Origin of the sequence: Pseudomonas inefficax (assembly GCF_032164165.1) — a bacterium.
Lineage (GTDB): Bacteria > Pseudomonadota > Gammaproteobacteria > Pseudomonadales > Pseudomonadaceae > Aquipseudomonas > Aquipseudomonas inefficax.
On sequence record NZ_CP134401.1, the window covers coordinates 4,879,454 to 4,896,657 of the forward strand.

At 64.4% G+C, this 17,204-nt stretch carries 17 protein-coding genes; 12 read left to right on the plus strand and 5 right to left on the minus strand.

From position 1 onward, the window contains the following. Positions 1-125: 125 nt before the first annotated feature. Genes ttdB through RIN61_RS22040 form a run of 3 tightly spaced genes read right to left on the minus strand, consistent with a single transcriptional unit; the run spans position 126 to position 3,040 of the window. Positions 126-734: a L(+)-tartrate dehydratase subunit beta gene (gene ttdB / locus RIN61_RS22030; RefSeq protein ID WP_003259286.1), complete on the minus strand. Its 609-nt coding sequence runs from the start codon at positions 732-734 to the stop codon at positions 126-128. Further along, a complete protein-coding gene (gene ttdA, locus RIN61_RS22035) occupies positions 731-1,630 on the minus strand; it encodes a L(+)-tartrate dehydratase subunit alpha (protein WP_112252228.1) in 900 nt (299 codons plus the stop codon). Before ttdA ends, ttdB begins: the two co-directional genes overlap by 4 nt. A 54-nt stretch (positions 1,631-1,684) precedes the next feature. Beyond that, complete coding sequence (locus RIN61_RS22040; protein ID WP_313854089.1) at positions 1,685-3,040, minus strand: dicarboxylate/amino acid:cation symporter; 1,356 nt, start codon at positions 3,038-3,040, stop codon at positions 1,685-1,687. 195 nt (positions 3,041-3,235) lie between these two features. Here RIN61_RS22040 and RIN61_RS22045 point away from each other — a divergent pair, with 195 nt between their 5' ends. Further along, entirely contained in the window at positions 3,236-4,147 is a 912-nt protein-coding gene (locus tag RIN61_RS22045; RefSeq protein ID WP_112252226.1) for a LysR family transcriptional regulator, read from the plus strand. A 61-nt stretch (positions 4,148-4,208) separates the two neighbouring features. Beyond that, the gene (locus tag RIN61_RS22050) at positions 4,209-4,694 is read left to right on the plus strand and encodes an isochorismatase family protein (RefSeq protein WP_085592701.1); all 486 of its coding nucleotides are present in this window, start codon (positions 4,209-4,211) and stop codon (positions 4,692-4,694) included. A 248-nt stretch (positions 4,695-4,942) separates the two neighbouring features. Here RIN61_RS22050 and RIN61_RS22055 read toward each other — a convergent pair whose 3' ends face one another. After that, positions 4,943-5,641 (minus strand): pirin family protein, encoded by a 699-nt coding sequence (locus tag RIN61_RS22055; RefSeq protein ID WP_047934682.1) that lies wholly within the window; start codon positions 5,639-5,641, stop codon positions 4,943-4,945. Positions 5,642-5,816: 175 nt separating this feature from the next. Here RIN61_RS22055 and RIN61_RS22060 point away from each other — a divergent pair, with 175 nt between their 5' ends. The 5 genes from RIN61_RS22060 to RIN61_RS22080 all read left to right on the plus strand — a co-directional run bounded on the left by RIN61_RS22060 (position 5,817) and on the right by RIN61_RS22080 (position 12,139). Beyond that, positions 5,817-8,333, plus strand: a complete 2,517-nt coding sequence (locus tag RIN61_RS22060; RefSeq protein WP_207879120.1) for a UvrD-helicase domain-containing protein — start codon at positions 5,817-5,819, stop codon at positions 8,331-8,333. A gap of 185 nt (positions 8,334-8,518) precedes the next feature. Then, positions 8,519-9,445 (plus strand): alpha/beta fold hydrolase, encoded by a 927-nt coding sequence (locus RIN61_RS22065; protein ID WP_112252224.1) that lies wholly within the window; start codon positions 8,519-8,521, stop codon positions 9,443-9,445. Positions 9,446-9,668: 223 nt separating this feature from the next. Further along, complete coding sequence (locus RIN61_RS22070) at positions 9,669-10,094, plus strand: VOC family protein (protein ID WP_207879122.1); 426 nt, start codon at positions 9,669-9,671, stop codon at positions 10,092-10,094. Continuing rightward, entirely contained in the window at positions 10,091-10,228 is a 138-nt protein-coding gene (locus RIN61_RS22075; RefSeq protein ID WP_252192250.1) for a hypothetical protein, read from the plus strand. Before RIN61_RS22070 ends, RIN61_RS22075 begins: the two co-directional genes overlap by 4 nt. A 234-nt stretch (positions 10,229-10,462) precedes the next feature. Beyond that, positions 10,463-12,139 (plus strand): MFS transporter, encoded by a 1,677-nt coding sequence (locus tag RIN61_RS22080; protein ID WP_207879124.1) that lies wholly within the window; start codon positions 10,463-10,465, stop codon positions 12,137-12,139. A 128-nt stretch (positions 12,140-12,267) separates the two neighbouring features. Here the strand turns inward: RIN61_RS22080 and RIN61_RS22085 are convergent, their stop codons facing one another. Further along, the gene (locus RIN61_RS22085) at positions 12,268-12,837 is read right to left on the minus strand and encodes a hypothetical protein (RefSeq protein ID WP_313854097.1); all 570 of its coding nucleotides are present in this window, start codon (positions 12,835-12,837) and stop codon (positions 12,268-12,270) included. Between the two features lie 111 nt (positions 12,838-12,948). Between RIN61_RS22085 and RIN61_RS22090 the strand changes: the two genes are divergently transcribed. From RIN61_RS22090 to RIN61_RS22110, 5 genes are read left to right on the plus strand one after another with little or no spacing between them, the layout of a single operon-like run. Further along, the gene (locus RIN61_RS22090) at positions 12,949-13,626 is read left to right on the plus strand and encodes a thermostable hemolysin (protein ID WP_112252221.1); all 678 of its coding nucleotides are present in this window, start codon (positions 12,949-12,951) and stop codon (positions 13,624-13,626) included. Continuing rightward, a complete protein-coding gene (locus tag RIN61_RS22095; RefSeq protein WP_112252220.1) occupies positions 13,616-15,076 on the plus strand; it encodes an AMP-binding protein in 1,461 nt (486 codons plus the stop codon). Before RIN61_RS22090 ends, RIN61_RS22095 begins: the two co-directional genes overlap by 11 nt. 15 nt (positions 15,077-15,091) lie before the next feature. After that, positions 15,092-15,772, plus strand: coding sequence for an iron-containing redox enzyme family protein (locus tag RIN61_RS22100; protein ID WP_112252219.1), 681 nt, complete (start codon positions 15,092-15,094; stop codon positions 15,770-15,772). Continuing rightward, entirely contained in the window at positions 15,759-16,565 is an 807-nt protein-coding gene (locus tag RIN61_RS22105) for an SDR family oxidoreductase (RefSeq protein ID WP_112252218.1), read from the plus strand. Before RIN61_RS22100 ends, RIN61_RS22105 begins: the two co-directional genes overlap by 14 nt. Continuing rightward, positions 16,562-17,203, plus strand: coding sequence for a tetratricopeptide repeat protein (locus RIN61_RS22110; RefSeq protein ID WP_112252217.1), 642 nt, complete (start codon positions 16,562-16,564; stop codon positions 17,201-17,203). The genes RIN61_RS22105 and RIN61_RS22110 overlap by 4 nt, the downstream gene beginning before the upstream one ends. The last annotated feature ends 1 nt before the right edge of the window (position 17,204 follow it).

Below are 17,204 nucleotides of genomic sequence, written 5' to 3' on the forward strand. Positions count from 1 at the left end.
GCGAAGAGGTTGGTACTGGCAACAGATAACCCAAAGGTAACCCACAATACTCCGCCCTGTGGTGAACCTGTGGGAGCTGGCTTGCCGGCGATTGGGCCGCAAGGGCGGCCCCATGTCGCACGCAGTTATTTGATGAACCGCACCTGGCTGTTGATCTTCTCGATCACCGCCCCCTTGCGCTCGTTGAAGCGGGCCTTGTTCTGCTCGAACAGGTTGTTGCCCTTGGTGTCGATGGAGATGATCAACGGGCCGAACTCGCGCACGCGGTTCACCCACAGCGTCTCCGGCATGCCCAGGTCCTGCCATTCCGCACGCTCGATCTCTTCCACCTGGGTCGCCGCCAGCACCGCGCAACCGCCCGGGAACACGGCATGCACTGCCTTGTTCTCCAGGCAACCGGTCGTGGTCTCCGGGCCCATGCCGCCCTTGCCGACGATCAGCTTGACGCCGGTCTGCTCGATGAACTGCTTCTCGAACTTTTCCATGCGCATGCTGGTGGTCGGGCCGATGGAGACCATCTCGAAGCTGCCATCGTCCTTCTTCCTGACGATGGGGCCTGCGTGGAAAATCGCGCCGCCACGCAAGTCGACCGGCAGCTCGCGGCCCAGTTCGATGAGGCGACGGTGGGCAACGTCACGGCAGGTCACCAGCTGGCCGGTGAGGTAGACCACATCGCCCACGTTGAGGTTGGCCAGGTCTTCGTCGCTGATGGGTGTGCTCAGGATCTTTTTCACAGTACTACCCCTTCGTGCGAGAGGATGTCGTAGGACAGGTCGGCGTTGATGCGGATCTTGCCGCGGCGGTGCGCCCAGCAGCCGGTGGACACCGCCACACCGATGGTGGACGGGTGGCGGGCCGAAGACTCGATGTTCACGCCCATCACGCTGCTGTTGCCGGTCAGGCCCTGCGGGCCGATGCCGATTTCGTTGAGGCCATCCTCCAGCAACCTTTCCATCATCGCCGCGCTTTCGTTGGGGTGGCTGGAGTCCACTTCGCGCAGGATGGCCTTCTTCGACAGGCGTGCCGCTGTCTCCACCGAGGTCGATACCCCTACACCCACCAGCAGTGGCGGGCAGGCGTTGACACCGCGTGAGGTGATGACATCGAAGACGAACTCGGTCACCCCTTCATAACCTTGCCCTGGCATCAGTACCTTGGCCGAGCCCGGCAACGTGCAGCCGCCGCCGGCCATGTACACGTCGACGATGGCGTAGTCGGCATCGGGGATGATTTCCCAGTCCAGCCACGGGATTTTCGAGCCGGTGTTGGTGCCGGTGTTCTTCTCGATGAAGGTTTCCACCGCATTGTGGCGCAGCGGCCCCTGGATGGTGGCCTCCCTGGTGGCGTTCTCGAGGATGCTTTCCATCTCGCCCAGCAGCGGGAAGCGCGCGCCCGCCGAGACGAAGTACTGGATGACGCCGGTGTCCTGGCAGCTTGGCCGGTTGAGCTTGTCGGCGTATTCCTGGTTGTCGGCCATCGAGTCGTACACGGCGATGGCCAGCGGGTTGGTTTCGGCGGCGCGCAACTTGGCGGTCTTTTCCTTGACGTCGCGGGGCAGGCGCTTGCCGATATAGGCGGTGAACTTGGCCATCACGTCGGTAAGCGATGACACGGCTGTTTCTTTGTCCATGATTATTTCCTCACTGCATCACAAGGCGGGTTCTTTTTGCTGTTTTTCGAAAGGTCAGGGTGCGGGTGTGCCGGCCTCCATGCGTGCAAGGGCAGGGTGCGGCGCAGCGGCCTCGGGTTCGGGGGCGGGTTCGACCGGCAGTTGGCCGTCCAGGGCCTGGGCCATGCGCTGCTTGTCCAGCGCACCCACCCAGTTGGCAATGGCCACGGTGCCGACCGCGTTGCCGATGGTGTTGGTGATGGCCCGGGCTTCGGACATGAAGCGGTCCACGCCCAGCAGCAGGACCATGCCGGCCACCGGGATGTTGTCCATGGTCGCCAGGGTCGCGGCCAGGGTGATGAAGCCCGAGCCGGTTACGCCTGCAGAGCCTTTGGAGGTGAGCAGCAGCACACCCAGCACGATCAGTTGGTCCATCAGGGTCAACGGTGTGTTGGTGGCCTGGGCGATGAAGATGGCGGCCATGGTGTAGTAGATGCACTGGCCGTCCGGGTTGAAGGTAAGGCCCGAGGGGATCACCAGGCCGACCACAGGCTTGGACACGCCAACCTTTTCCAGCTTGTTCATCAGTTGCGGCACCACCGACTCGGATGAGCTGGTACCCAGTACCGTGAACAGCTCTTCCTTCAGGTACTTGAGGAACTTCCACAGGTTGAAGCCGGACAGCCGGGCAATGGCGCCCAGCACCACCACCACGAACAGGAAGCAGGTCAGGTACATGGTCGCCATCAGCTTGCCCAGCGAAACGATCGAGCCCAGCCCGTACTTGCCCACGGTGAAGGCCATGGCCCCGCAAGCGGCCAGCGGTGCCACGCGCATGATCATGCCAACGATGAAGAACATGCCGTGGGAGAACGCTTCCAGCACATCCACCATCGGCTTGCCGCGCGGGCCCAGGTGGGAGAGGGCGATACCGAACAGGGTGCTGAACAGCAGGATTGGCAGGATCTCGTTCTTGGCGAAAGCATCGGTCACGCTGCCGGGTATCACATGCAGCAGGAAGTCGATGAAGCCGCCGTTGTTGCCGGCTGCCGCGGCGGTGTAGGTGGAAATGCTCTTGGCATCGAGGGTGGCGGGGTCGACGTTCATGCCCTGGCCGGGCTGCACGATGTTGACCACCACCAGCCCCAGCACCAGGGCAAAGGTGGACAGCACTTCGAAGTAGATAAGCGCGCGCACGCCGACGCGGCCGAGTTCCTTCATGTTTTCCATCTTGGCGATGCCAAGCACCACCGTGGCGAAGATGATCGGGGCGAAGACCATCTTGATGAGTTTGATGAAGGCATCACCGACGGGCTTCAGGTCAGCGCCAACCTGTGGCCAGAACACCCCGATCAGCACCCCGAGGGTTACGCCGATCAATACCTGTACGTAGAGCTTGCCGAACAACTTGCCGAACAATCGCTTGGCCATTGCCGTCTCCGAATTATTGTTGTGAGTCGGATTTATCTGGCGGCCGGGCTGCTCGTGAGGGTGCAGGTCACACCTGGCCTTGGCGGCCGAAGAGCCCAGCTTTGTTGTGGTTAATCACGCAGGGCAAAAGGTAATGGTTTTTCAAAAATGCTGTAATACAATGAAATTCAACTCATTGTTTCCTTCAGGTTAATTATGAATCCGGTATCGGAACTGGCTTTCTTTAGCCAGTTGATCAGGGTGGGCAGCCTGGCGGGCACCGCTCGCGAACTGAACCTGACCCCGCCAGCGGTCTCCAAGCGCCTGGCGCAGCTGGAACAGCGCCTGGGCGTACGCCTGCTGAACCGCACCACACGCAGCATCAGCCTTACCGCCGAGGGCGAGACTTACCTGGTGAATGCCAGGCGCATACTGGGCGAGATCGAGGAAATGGAGCGGCAGGTGTCCAGCAGCCGTGCCGAGCCCAAGGGCTTGCTACGGGTCAATGCACCGCTGGGTTTTGGCCGTACCCATGTGGGGCCGGCGGTGTCCTCGTTTGCCCGGCGCTACCCCGAGGTGGAAGTGCAGTTGCACCTGACCGACCGGCCGATTGCCCTGCCGAATGACGCCATCGATGTGGCCATCCGCTTTGGCGAGCTGCCTGACTCGCGACTGATCGCCCGCAAGATCGCGTCCAACCGCCGCCGCTTGTGCGCATCGCCTGGTTACCTGCAAGTCCACGGGACCCCTGAATCGCCAAAGGACCTGGCCAGTCACAACTGCATCGTGCTGCGCCAGAATGACGCCGCGTTCGGTATCTGGCGGCTGAGCCGCGGCAAGCAGAGCGAGTCGGTGAAGGTACATGGCAGCCTCAGCACCAACGATGGCGAGGTCGCCCTGAACTGGGCGCTGGACGGGCAGGGCATCTTGCTGCGGGCCGAGTGGAACCTGGCCGATCACCTGCGCAGCGGGCGCCTGGTGGAAGTGCTGGGTGATTACCAGACGCCGCCTGCGGATATCTATGCGGTGTACCTGGAACGCCTGAACCTGTCGGCCAAGGTGTCGTGCTTCGTCGAGCACCTGAGGGCGTTCTTCCGCCAAGGGGACAGCCTGGCAGCGTGGCATTGAGGCCTTTCCCACAGGCGATCGCGTTATACTCCGCGCCTTTGCCCATGCCCGGAATCCGCCCATGCGCCAGGTTTTGCTCATCGTCGATGTCCAGTCCACCTTCAGCCCGCCCGAGTGGCTGGTCGATGGCTTGCGCCGGTTGTCGGCGAACATCCCCACCATCGCCTCGGTCGAGTTGCACGATGAGCAGGTCACGCCGTTCGAGCGGCAGCTTGGCTGGCACCCGGCGGCCGAGGACGACAGCCTGGTCGAGGCCGACCAGGTGTTCGTCAAGCATGGCTACGGGCAGAGCGCCGAGGCCATCGACTACATCAAGAAATTGGGTGTGGAACGCGTGCTGGTATGTGGGTTGCAGACCGAAACCTGTGTGCTGGCCGCCGGTTTCGCCCTGTTCGATGCAGGGTTGATGCCCACCCTGGTCACCGACATGACGGTAGGTTCTTCGCTCGACAGGTCGGGCAAGCTGGGCATCGACCTGTGGAAGCATCACTTCCGCCAGGTCACTACCTCGGCCGAAGTGCTCGCCGAAGTGGCTGTACCAGGCTAGCGCTTGCAGGCCCATTCTCATAGAACTGCACATAACTCATTGAATTAGCAGGGACCCTGTGGGAGCGGCTTTAGCCGCGAACACCGGCGCAGCCGGTGCCATGCACCGCGTTGGATTCTTCGCGGCTAAAGCCGCTCCCACAGGGTACAAGGATCGCTTGCGAATTCAGTTATCTGTGCGACAGCGCAGCCCAAAGGGCTGCGCAATCCACAGGGGAACACCTGCATGCGAACCTGCAGGGGCAGGCCTCAGGCCACATCCACCAGCACGATCTCGCTGTCCTCGATGGCGGTCACCCGCAGCACCTCCTCCTGCTCGATCGCCACGCCATCACGCGCCTTGGCACGCAGCCCGTTGACTTCCACCAGCCCCTTGGCCGGCACCAGGTAGCCCCGGCGTGCGGCATCGAAACGGTACTCGGCGGTTTCACCTGCACGCAGGGTGGCTGCCACCAAGCGCGCATCGGTGCGGATCTGCAGGCTGTCCTCATCGCCCGCACGGCCGCTGGCCAGGGTCACGAAGCCTTCACCACGCTCCCCTTTGGGGAACGGCCGGCTACCCCATTGTGGTGCTTCGCCGGTGCGCTCCGGCACGATCCAGATCTGGAAAATACGTGTGTCGACGTCTTCCAGGTTGTACTCGCTGTGCACGATGCCGGTACCGGCGCTCATCACCTGTACATCACCGGCTTCGGTACGGCCTTTGTTACCCAGGCTGTCCTGATGGCTGATCGCGCCCTCACGCACATAGGTGATGATTTCCATGTCGCGGTGCGGGTGCGGTGGAAAGCCGCTGCCGGCAGCGATCAGGTCATCGTTCCACACCCGCAGGTTGCCCCAGTGCATGCGTGCCGGGTCGTAGTACTCGGCAAACGAGAAATGGTGGTGGGCGTCGAGCCAGCCGTGGTTGGCGTGGCCGAGGCTTTCGAACGGTCGCAGTTGCAGCATGGTCGTGCTCCTTGAATCAGTGGAATGAGGCCATGATGCGCTAAACAAGTATCGAAAATAAGCGTAAATATCGGCTTAAAATAATCAGTAAAATAGATTTGTCTGGATGGCGTGTTTTATCCGTTTCATCGCCTAATCCACTGATCTGCAAGCATTCGCTGGCGATTTTTTGTCGATGCGGCGAACATGCCCGCTGATTTTGTTCATCAACGGAGTGACCGTGGCCCAAGAGCAACCCAAGGCCCCCGCCGACCTTACCCCTCCTGCCCAACTGCCCTGGTTTCGCCGCCTGGCGGCCCGCCTGCTGGGGCGTGGCCTGACCCGCCTGCAGGCCCAGCACCGCGACTCCTGGTTCCTCGGCCACGCCAGCGGCCAGCGCAGTGGCCATGCCGATGGCGTGCGTGAAGGGTTCGAACGCGGGCGGGTGGAAGGTTACGAGGCCGGGCGTCAGGTGCTGGTGATCCGCGATACCCGGCCCGACACCGCCGCGGTGCCGGGCCGGGATGACAACCTGTTCGATGACTGGCGGCTGCCCCTGACTGCCGAGCTGAAAAAGCGCTTCAAGGCCGATGTCGCCCAGCGCTTGCCCGCCGAGGCGCAGCCCAGCGCCGCGCAATGGAAGCTGATTTTCAGCGACACACCGTCCACCTGCGTGGTGGCCGGGGCAGGGGCCGGCAAGTCCACCTCGCTGGTGCTGCGCATCCTGCTGTTGCGCCATTACCTGGGCTACGAGCTGGATGCGATGACCGTGGTCACCTTCACCCGTGAGTCGCGCAAGGACTTCATCAAGCGCCTGCTGCAGGTATTCGCCTTGTGGCAGATCAACCTGCAACCGCTGCAGGCCCGCGAGCTGGTGCGCACGTTCCATTCGCGCATCCTGCCGCTGGTGCGCAGCTTGCCGGGCTTTGGCCAGGTGCGCGCGTTCGAAACGCTGGGCAACGAGATGCCGGCCGGGCGTGAGGCCGAGGCCGAGAGCAACCCGTTCGACCTGCGCCTGAACGATGCCCAGCGCCAGCAGCTGAACCAGTGTTACAGCACCCTGCTGGGCGAGAACCCGCGGTTTGCCGAGCTGGTTGGCCTGTTGCGCAGCGAAGCCCTGCAGCTCAAGCCGCTGGACCCGAACAACCCCGATGTGCAGAAGCGCGCCCAGGTGACCCAGCTGGCGGCCCAGCGCGACGAAGAACTGTGCGACGTGATCGAGGACCTGTGGTTCGCCGCCGGTGCCTGGCCGATCAAAGGCATCGAGCCCTGCCGCGAGACCATCGAGATCCGTGGCAGCCGCTTCCATGTGCATGGCCGCCTGGCCGGCCAAGGGCCTTTGCTCGTGCTGGGCTTCGACCCGGCGGAGAGCGCGCAGTACCAGCGCCCTGGCGCCAAGCTGGCAGTGCGTGCCGAGTGGGCGGTCAAGCGCACCCTGTTGCAGGCCTTCTGCGACCAGCCGCTGATCTGGCTCGACAACTACGCCATGGCCCGGCGCCTGGCAGCCTCGCTGGCCGGTGACGCCGTGGCCGGCCCCGGCTTCGAATACAAGGTCAAGGGCGAACTGGCCCCGGCGCCACTGCTCGATGCCTTTGTCGGTGCGGCGAATTTCATCGAGAACCTCGGCCTGGAGGTGAACACTGCCGTGGCGGCGATGAGCTTCCCCTCCGGCGACAGCGATGCGCTGTTCTTCGAGGCATTGGCCCTGTACTGGAAGGCCCTGGAGGCGCACCTGCTGGACCAGTCGCCGCCGGTGATGAGCTACAACCGCATGTTCGCCTTGTTCGGCGAGAACAACCCGGAAAACCTGCAACTGCTGCCCGACCCGTTGCTGCGGCCGCTGGCGCACCTGATGATCGACGAGTTCCAGGACGTGTCACCGCAGATCGTCAGCTGGCTGCGTGCCAGCCTCGCCGAGATCCGTCGTCGTGGCCCGGCGATGCACACCGGGCGCCATGCCCAGCATTCGTCGCTGTTGTGCGTGGGCGACGACTGGCAGTCGATCTACGGCTGGCGTGGCAGTTCGCCCAAGTACTTCATGGAGTTCACCAAGGCCTTCCCGTCACCGGCCAACACCCGGGTGATGCTGGTCGACAATTACCGTTGCCAGCAGCAGGTGATCGATGCGGCCGAGCATCTGGTCAAGGGCACCCCGGCGATTGCCGGCAAGAAAGCCCGGGCCAGCGGCCCGGCTGCCGAGTTGCCGGGCACGCCGGTCAAGGTGTTCGACCGTGACGAGGCCGCGCTGGGTGAAACGCTGATCGAGCATTACCAGCGTGGCGAGACGGTGATGATGCTGTACCGCAAGGGCAGCGACCGGGCGCTGATGAACGAGCACCTGCAAGGCGTACTGCACGCCGAGGCGGCGCTGCCGGCCGAGCAGCGTCGGCTGCGCCAGTTGACCTACCACAGTGCCAAGGGCTTGCAGGCCGATGCAGTATTCATGCTGGGCGACTGCCAGTACCTGACCAGTTCGCCCTACAAGAACCAGGTGTATCGCCAGGCCGGGCTGGGCAAGGCCGGTGATGCCCAGCCGTTCGATACCGCGCAGAAAGAAGAGGTTCAGCGCCTGGCCTATGTAGCGGTAACCCGCGCGGTGCAGCACTGCTACTGGCACGTGGAAGCCGCCAACGGTGAAGTGGCAGCGGCGCCGCGCGCGTCCAGCCAGGTGGATGGCAGGCAGGCGTTCTTCGAGGACTTGCGCGGGCAGTGAGGGTCGGTGACGGTTAAGTCACGGTCGGTGACGGGCCAGTGGTGTGCCTGAGGTTGCGCCAAGGTAACGTGTCGGAGCCCTGAATGGCCCGGCGCAAGGGTTGCCGCTGGCGACAGGAGGCGAAGGGGCCGGCGGCGTATTCGGCCTGGCATGGTCATGCCAGGCTTCAGTCAGGAAGCGTACCCATGCGTTCTTCATCGACACCCAAGGATCACCTGCTGGACCTCGACGGTATTGAAATAGCGGTACGGACCTGGGGGAGGGAAGACGGCATCCCCGTGCTGGCCTTGCATGGCTGGTTGGACAACGCCGCCTCGTTCGAGCGCCTGGCACCGATGCTTGACGGCTGCTTCGTGGTCGCCCCCGACCTGGTCGGCCACGGCCGCTCGGACCATCGCCGCCACGACAGTGGCTACTACCTGTGGGAACATGCCCAGGACATGCTGGCGGTTACCGACAGCCTGGGCCTGGCGCAATTCCATGTGCTGGCCCATGGCATGGGCACCGGGGTGGCGTCGTTGCTGGCGGCCATGACCAGCGGTATTGCCAGCATGACCTTTCTCGACGGCATGGGCGCACCGTTCACGGTGGCCGAGGATGACCGCGTGCAGCACCTGGCCCGGGCCTACCGGCTCAAGCGCATGGTGCAGCGCAGCCAGCTGCAGGGTTTTGCCGAGCCGGACGTCGGCCGTTTCGAGGACCTGGACACGGCGCTGGCGCAACGCCGCGAGCGCCTGGACACCGAGCTGTCGGAAGAGGCGGCACGGCTGCTGGCACTGCGCGACCTGCTGCAACTGGGCGAGGGCTATTGCTGGCGTCACGACCCACGTCTGGTGCTGCCCGAACCCATGCCGCTGACCGAGCGCGAAGCCTGCGACCTGCTCAGCCAGATTCGTTGCCCGTTGTACCTGCTGTTCGGTCGCCAGGGGGCATTCACCGGTGACGCCTTTACCCGGCGCCAGGCGGCCTTGCCCAGCCAGGCGAAGATCTCCTGGCATCCGGGCGGGCACCACTTCCACCTGGATGCGCCGGATCGCGCGCTGGTCGATCAGTTGCTGCGTATCCTGGCCCGCCATGAAGGGGGCGTGCTGCAACGGTTGGTAAACGAGTAGGTGAGCATGGTCATGCCGTGCGGACCTGGGCTATGGTGGCTGTGGGAGCTTAGCTGCGAACACCGGCGCAGCCGGTGCCATGCACCGCGTTGGATTCTTCGCGGCTGAAGCCGCTCCCACAGGGTACCTGGATCGCTTGCGAATCAGGTTCCCTGCGTGACAGCGCAGCCCAAAGGGCTGGGCGAGCCTCTACAGGAATTCAGCGGCCACAAGGAGCCTTGGCATGCGACCGTTCACCATCAAGCATATCGACCACCTCGTTCTGCGCGTCAGCGACCTGGATCGCAGCGTCGCCTTCTACACCGAACTGCTCGGCTGCACGGTCAGCCGTGTGCGCAAAGACCTGGGCATGGTCCACCTGGCCACGGGCACGGCAATGATCGATCTGGTGACCCTGGACGGTCCCCTGGGCCAGCCTGGCGGCGCGGCGCCGGGGGCCGAAGGGCGCAACCTGCACCATTTCTGCCTGCGCATCGAGCCGTTCGATGAGGCTGCACTTACGGCCTACCTGCAAGCTGCGGAGGTTGAAGTCGAACCTGCCGAGAAACGCTATGGCGCCGAAGGCGAGGGGTTGTCGCTGTACTGCTACGACCCCGATGGCAACCAGGTCGAGTTGAAAGGGCCGGTACCGGCAACGGACGCTCCATGAGTAACCTGCACTCTCGCGAGCACTGGATCGACACCGCACAAGCCAAGTTGTTCGCCCAGGAATGGGCGCCGCTGCAGGCGCAGGGCGCGCCTGTCAGCCTGCTGCACGATTCGCTGGGTTGCGTTGCCTTGTGACGTGAGTTCCCGGCGCAGCTTGCGCAAGCCACCGGGCGTCGGGTAACAGATCGCGCAAGGTTCAAGTGGATATCCCGGCAAAGCCTATTATGCTTCAGTTACCTTGCTGCGATCCGAGGCGGCCCGCCTCGTCGTGCTTCGCATATCCAAAGCAAGCCCCCCAGGGCCTGGGTGCGATGGTGAAAAAGATATGAGGTGCTCCCGGCCTGCATGACGACAAGACGGAGGCACCCCATGGCGGTTCTCGACAGCACATCCACGGGCAGCGCGCCCCAACGCGGTATCACCCGGGAGGAGCGCAAGGTCATCTTCGCCTCGTCCCTGGGCACGGTATTCGAATGGTACGACTTCTACCTGTACGGCTCCCTGGCGGCGATCATCGCCAAGCACTTCTTTGCCGGGGTCAATGAAACCACCTCGTTCATCTTCGCCTTGCTGGCCTTTGCCGCCGGCTTCGCCGTGCGGCCATTCGGCGCCATCGTGTTCGGTCGCCTGGGCGACATGATCGGGCGCAAGTACACCTTCCTCATCACCATCGTCATCATGGGCCTGTCCACCGCCGTGGTGGGCCTGCTACCCAGCTATGCCACGATCGGTGTGGCCGCGCCGATCATCCTCATCAGCCTGCGCCTGCTGCAGGGCCTGGCATTGGGTGGCGAGTACGGCGGCGCGGCCACCTATGTGGCCGAACATGCACCCAAGGGCCGGCGCGGCTTCTTCACCGCGTGGATCCAGACCACCGCCACCCTGGGGCTGTTCCTCTCGCTGCTGGTGATCATGACCTGCCGCACGGTCATGGGTAACGAGGTGTTCGAGGCCTGGGGCTGGCGGGTGCCGTTCCTGCTGTCGATACTGCTGCTGGCAATCTCGGTGTACATCCGCATGCAACTCAACGAGTCGCCGGTGTTCATGAAAATGAAGGCCGAGGGCAAGTCGTCCAAGGCGCCACTGACGGAATCCTTCGCCCGCTGGGACAACCTCAAGGTGGTGATCATGGCGCTGCTCGGCGGCACCGCCGGCCAGGCCGTGGTGTGGTACACCGGGCAGTTCTATGCGTTGTTCTTCCTGTTGCAGATGCTCAAGATCGAGCCGCAGACCGCCAACCTGCTGATTGCCGGTTCGCTATTGATCGGCACACCGTTCTTCATCTTCTTCGGCAGCCTGTCCGACCGCATCGGCCGCAAGAAAATCATCATGGCCGGTTGCATCATCGCCGCGCTGACCTACTTCCCGATCTTCAAGGCACTGACCCAGTACGGCAACCCGGACGTATTCGTCGCCCAGGAGCAGAACCCGGTGGTGGTGATGGCAGACCCTGCCCAGTGCGCGTTCCAGTTCGACCCGGTGGGCAAGGCCAAATTCACCAGCTCGTGCGATATCGCCAAGAGCCTGCTGGCCAAGCGGGCCATCCCCTATACCAACGAAGCGGCCGAACCCGGCAGCGTGGCGCAGATCCGCATCGGTGAACGGGTGCTGCCAAGCTTTGATGGCAGCGGCCTGGCGGCAGCGGACTTCAAGGCACGCAGCGACGCCTTTACCGCAACCTTGACCGGGGCGTTGAAGGAAGCCGGCTACCCGGAAAAAGCCGACCCGGCGAAGATCCACTACCCGATGGTACTGTTGCTGCTGACCATTCTGGTGATCTACGTGACCATGGTCTACGGGCCGATCGCGGCCTGGCTGGTGGAGCTGTTCCCGGCGCGTATCCGCTACACCTCGATGTCGCTGCCTTACCACATCGGCAACGGCTGGTTCGGCGGCTTCCTGCCGACCGTGGCATTTGCCATGGTGGCGGCGACCGGGGATATCTATTACGGCTTGTGGTACCCGATCGTGATTGCGGTGATGACGGCGGTGCTGGGGATATTCTTCCTGCCCGAAACCAAGGACCGGGATATCAACCACACCTGAGATTGACATTGGCAGGACTGGCCTCTTCGCGGGTAAACTCGCTCCCACAGGGATATCACTGCACCTGAGGGCAGCGGGGAACCTGTGGGAGCGGGTTTACCCGCGAAAGGGCCGGCACAGGCGCTCAATCAGTCAAAGTAGCCCCGCAACCCAAACACATACCCTGTATCCACCCCAACAGCCTCGCCCCGGCTCCAGCGCTTCTTCAACACGAACTCGAACGCCGGCTCATACATCCCGTCACGCACCAGCGCACCCGCCAGCACTTCCACGTCATACCAGCCATTGTCCAGCTCGATGATCGGCCGCCCCGGCACCTGGTAGCGGGCCATCAGGTCACCCAGGGTCTTGGGCGTGAAGTGCTGCAGGATGCGCCAGGTGTACAGCATCAGCGCACCGTGCTCGACTTGCAGCACATAGCCATTACGGCGGTGCTTCAGGCGGCTGCCGGGTTCGCGCAGGGCCGGCGTATGGTTGTCCAGGGTGAACAGGATGCGGTAGGGCAGGTTATCGACCCCGGCCAGTGGCAGCACGACCCCTTCGCGCACGGCCTGGTCACCGCTGTCGCCGTGGGTGAAGGCATGGGCCAGGTCGTCGGGCAGTTCACGTTGGTGTTTGAAGCGCTCGAGCAGCTGGATATCGCCGAGCAGAAAGTAGTCGACCAGGTCGTTGAGCACTTCGCTGAATTCGTGGCGCATCTGTTTTCCTTGTTGGTGCGCATGAGGGCTATGGCAAATGTAGCACTTCAGATTGGCTTCAGATTGCCCCCGGATACTGCCCCCAAGACCTGACTTGAAAGGGGGACAGCCATGACCCAGGCAGACAGCGCCAGCCTGTTTCCGCTGGCTATCGGCAGCCACGGCGATCGCCTCGCCCACATGACGCTGACACACCCGGGAGAGCCGGGGCGCGAGGAGCTGGAACAGTTCATTCACGCCCGCTTTGCCTGCGCGCACCACGCCGACGTGCAGCATTACCTGCCCGAACTGCTCGGCCTGCATGACAGCCACGGGCGCCTGATGGCCGCCGCCGGCATACGCCTGGCCGGCAGTGGTCCGACCTTCATCGAGCGTTACCTGGATGAGCCGCTGGAAGTGGCCGTGACCCGGCTGTCGGGCAGCCCGGTGAGCCGTGCGCAGTTGGTCGAAGTGGGCAACCTGGCCGCGCTCACCGCCGGCAGCGCGCGGATCATGATCATCGCAGTGACCTGGTTGCTGGCTGCCCGCGGCTTGCAGTGGGTGGCCTTCACTGGGGCCGCGACCCTGGTCAACAGCTTTCATCGCCTGGGCCTGGTGCCCACGGCGCTGGCCATGGCCGACCCAGGCCGGCTGAATGGCGATGCCGACAGTTGGGGCAGTTACTACGCGCAGCACCCGCAAGTGTTCGTCGGCAATATCGACTACGGCCATGCAGCCCTGGCCCGCAGTGGCGTTTTCGAGCGGCTGGGCTTGCCCGCGAACGTGCAGGAGGCCGGCCATGCCGCGTGAATGCCAGTTGTTCAGGGAAGTGTTGCAATTGCATGCCCGCCACCGAGGGGCGCAACCGGCGTTGCTGGGCCTTGGCAGACAACATACCTATCAACAGTTGCTGGACGAGGTCGAGCAACGACGGGCCTGGTTGAGCGCGCAGCCACCGGGCACCTTCGCCCTGGCCCTGGAAAACGGCCCCGAGGCGCTGTTCTGGGACCTGGCGGCGCTGTTCGCGGCGCGCCCCATCGTCATCCTGCCGGCGTTCTTCAGTAGCGCCCAGCGCCGCCACTGCCTGGCACAGAGCGGGGCGGTGCTGGCGCTGGCTGATGAGACCTTCGCTGACGATTTGCACGCCAGCGGCTTCACTGCCGGTGAGCGCTTCTGGAGCCGGCAGCCGCCAGCGGCCGTGCCCTTACCGCCGGGCACCGCGAAGATTACCTACACCTCCGGTAGCACCGGTGCACCCAAGGGCGTATGCCTGAGCGCCGAGGCCATGCTGCGGGTAGCGGGTGAACTGGAGGCCGCCAGCCGGCCCACGGCGCCAGGCAAGTACCTGGCAGTATTGCCCCTGGCGGTGCTGCTGGAAAACCTGGGCCTGTACGCGGCCCTGCTGGCCGGGGCGAGCATTGCCCTGTACCCGCAGGCGCAATTGGGTTTTCGCGGTGCCAGCCAGGTCGACTTCAAGCAATTGCTGGGCGCCATCGCCTTGAGTGGTGCCGAAAGCCTGATCCTGGTGCCGCAACTGCTGCTTGGGCTGGTCACCGCCATCGAGCGCGGCCTGATGCGTGTCGGCCCGTTGCGCTTCGTGGCGGTGGGCGGCGCGCGGGTGGCGCCGAGCCTGCTGGCCCGGGTCGAGGCCGTCGGGCTGCCGGTGTTCGAGGGCTATGGCTTGTCCGAATGCGCCTCGGTGGTGTGCCTCAATCGCCCCGGGGCGCACCGTCCGGGCAGCGTCGGGCGGCCGCTGCCGCATGTGCAGGTGCGCATTGCCGAAGATGGCGAAGTGCACGTGGCCGGTTCGACGTTGCTCGGCTATCTGGGCGAGCCACCCTTCAGCGAGCCGTGGTTGCCGACCGGTGACCTGGGCCACTTCGACAGCGACGGCTTCCTGTACCTGGCCGGGCGCAAGAAGCACCAGTACAGCACCAGCTTCGGGCGCAACGTCAACCCCGAGTGGGTGGAGGCCGAACTGACCCAGGGCGGGGTGATCGCCCAGGCGTTCGTCCACGGCGAAGGCCTGGCACACAACCTGGCGCTGATCTGGCCGCTGGACCCGCAGGCTGACGACCACACCCTCGAACAGGCCATCCGCCAGGCCAATGCCGGCCTGCCGGATTATGCCCGGGTGCATGCCTGGCGGCGCCTGCCCGAACCCTTGAGTGCCGCCGGGCAAACCCTGACCGCCAACGGCCGGCCACGCCGCGAACAGATCCTGCGGTGTTACCAGTCCCTGTTATCCGACCTTCAATGATCCGCGAGGTTTGCCATGCTTTTCTTCGATACCCTGCAGCAGGAAACCGCCGACGAGCGTACGGCATTGTTCAGTGTCCCGGTGATCCGCGACGCGCTGGCCGGCAAGGCCAGCCTCGAGGCTTATGTGGCCTTTCTCACCCAGGCTTACCACCACGTGCGGCACACCGTGCCATTGATGATGGCTTGCGGGGCCCGTTTGCCGGTGCGGCTTGAGTGGCTGCGCGGGGCAGTGTGCGAGTACATCGAGGAGGAGTACGGCCATGAGCGCTGGATTCTCGATGATATCGCCGCCTGCGGTGGCGACCCGCATCAGGTGGTGGGCGGCCGGCCGGCATTGCCCATCGAGCTGATGGTGGCGTTTCTCTACGATCAGATTGCCCGCGGCAACCCGGTCGGGCTGTTCGGCATGGTCAACGTGCTCGAAGGCACCAGCATTGCCCTGGCCACCCAGGCTGCCGGTACCCTGCAGAGCAGCCTCGGCCTGCCGGACCAGGCGTTCAGCTACCTGAGTTCCCACGGCGCCCTGGACCAGGACCACATGGTCACCTACCGTGACCTGATGAACCGCCTGGACCAGCCCGAGGACCAACAGGCGGTAATCCACGCTGCCAAAGTGGTGTATCGCCTGTATACCGCCATGTTCGAAGGGCTGCCGCGCGCCGCGCAGCAGGAGGTACAGCATGCGCTTGCCTGATTGCGTGGCGGTGCTTACCGGCGCCAGCGGTGGCATCGGCCTGGAACTGGCAGCCCAGCTATGCAGTGCCGGTGCCCGTGTACTGGCGGTCAGCCGGCAGCAGGGCAGGCTGACCGAACTGATGGCGCGCTACCCCGGGCAACTGCGTTGGCAGCAGGCCGACCTGCGCTGCGCCGAAGGCCGCCGTGACGTGCTGGAGGCGACGCGGGCGATGGGCAGTTGCAACCTGTTGATCAACGCCGCCGGGGTCAACCGCTTCGCCTTGCTCGAACAGATGGACGAGGCTGCCCTGGACGAGTTGTTCGACCTCAACATCAAGGCCGCCGTGCAGCTCACCCGCCTTTGCCTGCCGCTGCTGCGCGAGCAGCCCAGTGCGCTGGTGGTGAACGTGGGGTCGATCTATGGCTCGATCGGCTACCCGGGCTATGCCACCTACTGCGCCAGCAAGTTTGCCTTGCGCGGGTTCTCCGAGGCATTGCGCCGCGAGCTTGCCGACACCTCGGTGAACGTGCTGTATGCCGCACCGCGCACCACCCGCACGACGATGAACAGCAGCGCCGCGCAGGCCCTGAACCAGGCGTTGAAGGTAGGCGTCGACGACCCGCATGACGTCGCCCGCGCGGTGCTCGACGCGGTACAGGCCGAGCGTAGCGAACTGTACCTGGGCTGGCCGGAAAAACTCTTCGTACGCCTGAACGGCATGCTGCCGGGTGTGGTCGATCGCGCCCTGCGCAAGCAACTGCCGCTGATCCGTCGCTACAGCACCTGGCACAGCAAGGAGTCGAGCAAATGAAACGTCTGATACTGGCCAGTCTGCTGGCCATCGCCCCGTTCACCTGGGCCCTCGACCAGAACGCTACCCAGCAACTCGATGCCATCCAGCAGCGCTGGGCGGTGATTCGCTACAACCTGCCCGAGGCTCAGCGTGCCGAGGCGTTCGAAGCCCTGGCGGTGCAGTCGGCGGCGTTCGTGCACCAGCACCCGGGTTCGGCCGAGCCACTGATCTGGGATGGCATCGTCAACAGCAGCTGGGCTGGTGCCACCGGCGGGTTGGGTGCACTGGGCAAGGTCAAGGCCGCCCGCGCCAGCCTGGAAAAGGCCCTGGCCATGGACCCCAAGGCGCTGCAGGGCTCGGCCTACACCAGCCTGGGCGCGCTGTACGACCAGGTGCCCGGCTGGCCGCTGAGCTTCGGCGACCAGGCCAAGGCCGAGGCCATGCTGCGCCAGGCGCTGGCGATCAACCCCGACGGTATCGACAGCAACTACTTCTGGGCTGACCACCTGTACCGGCAGAACCGCTACGACGAAGCCCGCGCCGCCCTGCAGAAGGCATTGCAGGCACCGCCCCGACCCGGGCGGGAGCTGGCCGACCAAGGCCGGCGCGGTGAAATCGATGCTTTACTCAAAGCGATCAAGGACAAACAGGATTGAG

Excerpts from the sequence above, each read along its gene's own strand:
- RIN61_RS22090 (WP_112252221.1), top strand. The coding sequence starts at position 12,949 with ATGACCCAGGCAGACAGCGCCAGCCTGTTTCCGCTGGCTATCGGCAGC.
- RIN61_RS22055 (WP_047934682.1), bottom strand. The coding sequence starts at position 5,641 with ATGCTGCAACTGCGACCGTTCGAAAGCCTCGGCCACGCCAACCACGGC.
- RIN61_RS22110 (WP_112252217.1), top strand. The coding sequence starts at position 16,562 with ATGAAACGTCTGATACTGGCCAGTCTGCTGGCCATCGCCCCGTTCACC.
- RIN61_RS22075 (WP_252192250.1), top strand. The coding sequence starts at position 10,091 with ATGAGTAACCTGCACTCTCGCGAGCACTGGATCGACACCGCACAAGCC.
- ttdA (WP_112252228.1), bottom strand. The coding sequence starts at position 1,630 with ATGGACAAAGAAACAGCCGTGTCATCGCTTACCGACGTGATGGCCAAG.
- RIN61_RS22100 (WP_112252219.1), top strand. The coding sequence starts at position 15,092 with ATGCTTTTCTTCGATACCCTGCAGCAGGAAACCGCCGACGAGCGTACG.
- RIN61_RS22070 (WP_207879122.1), top strand. The coding sequence starts at position 9,669 with ATGCGACCGTTCACCATCAAGCATATCGACCACCTCGTTCTGCGCGTC.
- RIN61_RS22060 (WP_207879120.1), top strand. The coding sequence starts at position 5,817 with ATGCGGCGAACATGCCCGCTGATTTTGTTCATCAACGGAGTGACCGTG.
- RIN61_RS22080 (WP_207879124.1), top strand. The coding sequence starts at position 10,463 with ATGGCGGTTCTCGACAGCACATCCACGGGCAGCGCGCCCCAACGCGGT.
- RIN61_RS22105 (WP_112252218.1), top strand. The coding sequence starts at position 15,759 with ATGCGCTTGCCTGATTGCGTGGCGGTGCTTACCGGCGCCAGCGGTGGC.
- RIN61_RS22095 (WP_112252220.1), top strand. The coding sequence starts at position 13,616 with ATGCCGCGTGAATGCCAGTTGTTCAGGGAAGTGTTGCAATTGCATGCC.
- RIN61_RS22040 (WP_313854089.1), bottom strand. The coding sequence starts at position 3,040 with ATGGCCAAGCGATTGTTCGGCAAGTTGTTCGGCAAGCTCTACGTACAG.
- RIN61_RS22045 (WP_112252226.1), top strand. The coding sequence starts at position 3,236 with ATGAATCCGGTATCGGAACTGGCTTTCTTTAGCCAGTTGATCAGGGTG.
- RIN61_RS22085 (WP_313854097.1), bottom strand. The coding sequence starts at position 12,837 with ATGCGCCACGAATTCAGCGAAGTGCTCAACGACCTGGTCGACTACTTT.
- RIN61_RS22050 (WP_085592701.1), top strand. The coding sequence starts at position 4,209 with ATGCGCCAGGTTTTGCTCATCGTCGATGTCCAGTCCACCTTCAGCCCG.
- RIN61_RS22065 (WP_112252224.1), top strand. The coding sequence starts at position 8,519 with ATGCGTTCTTCATCGACACCCAAGGATCACCTGCTGGACCTCGACGGT.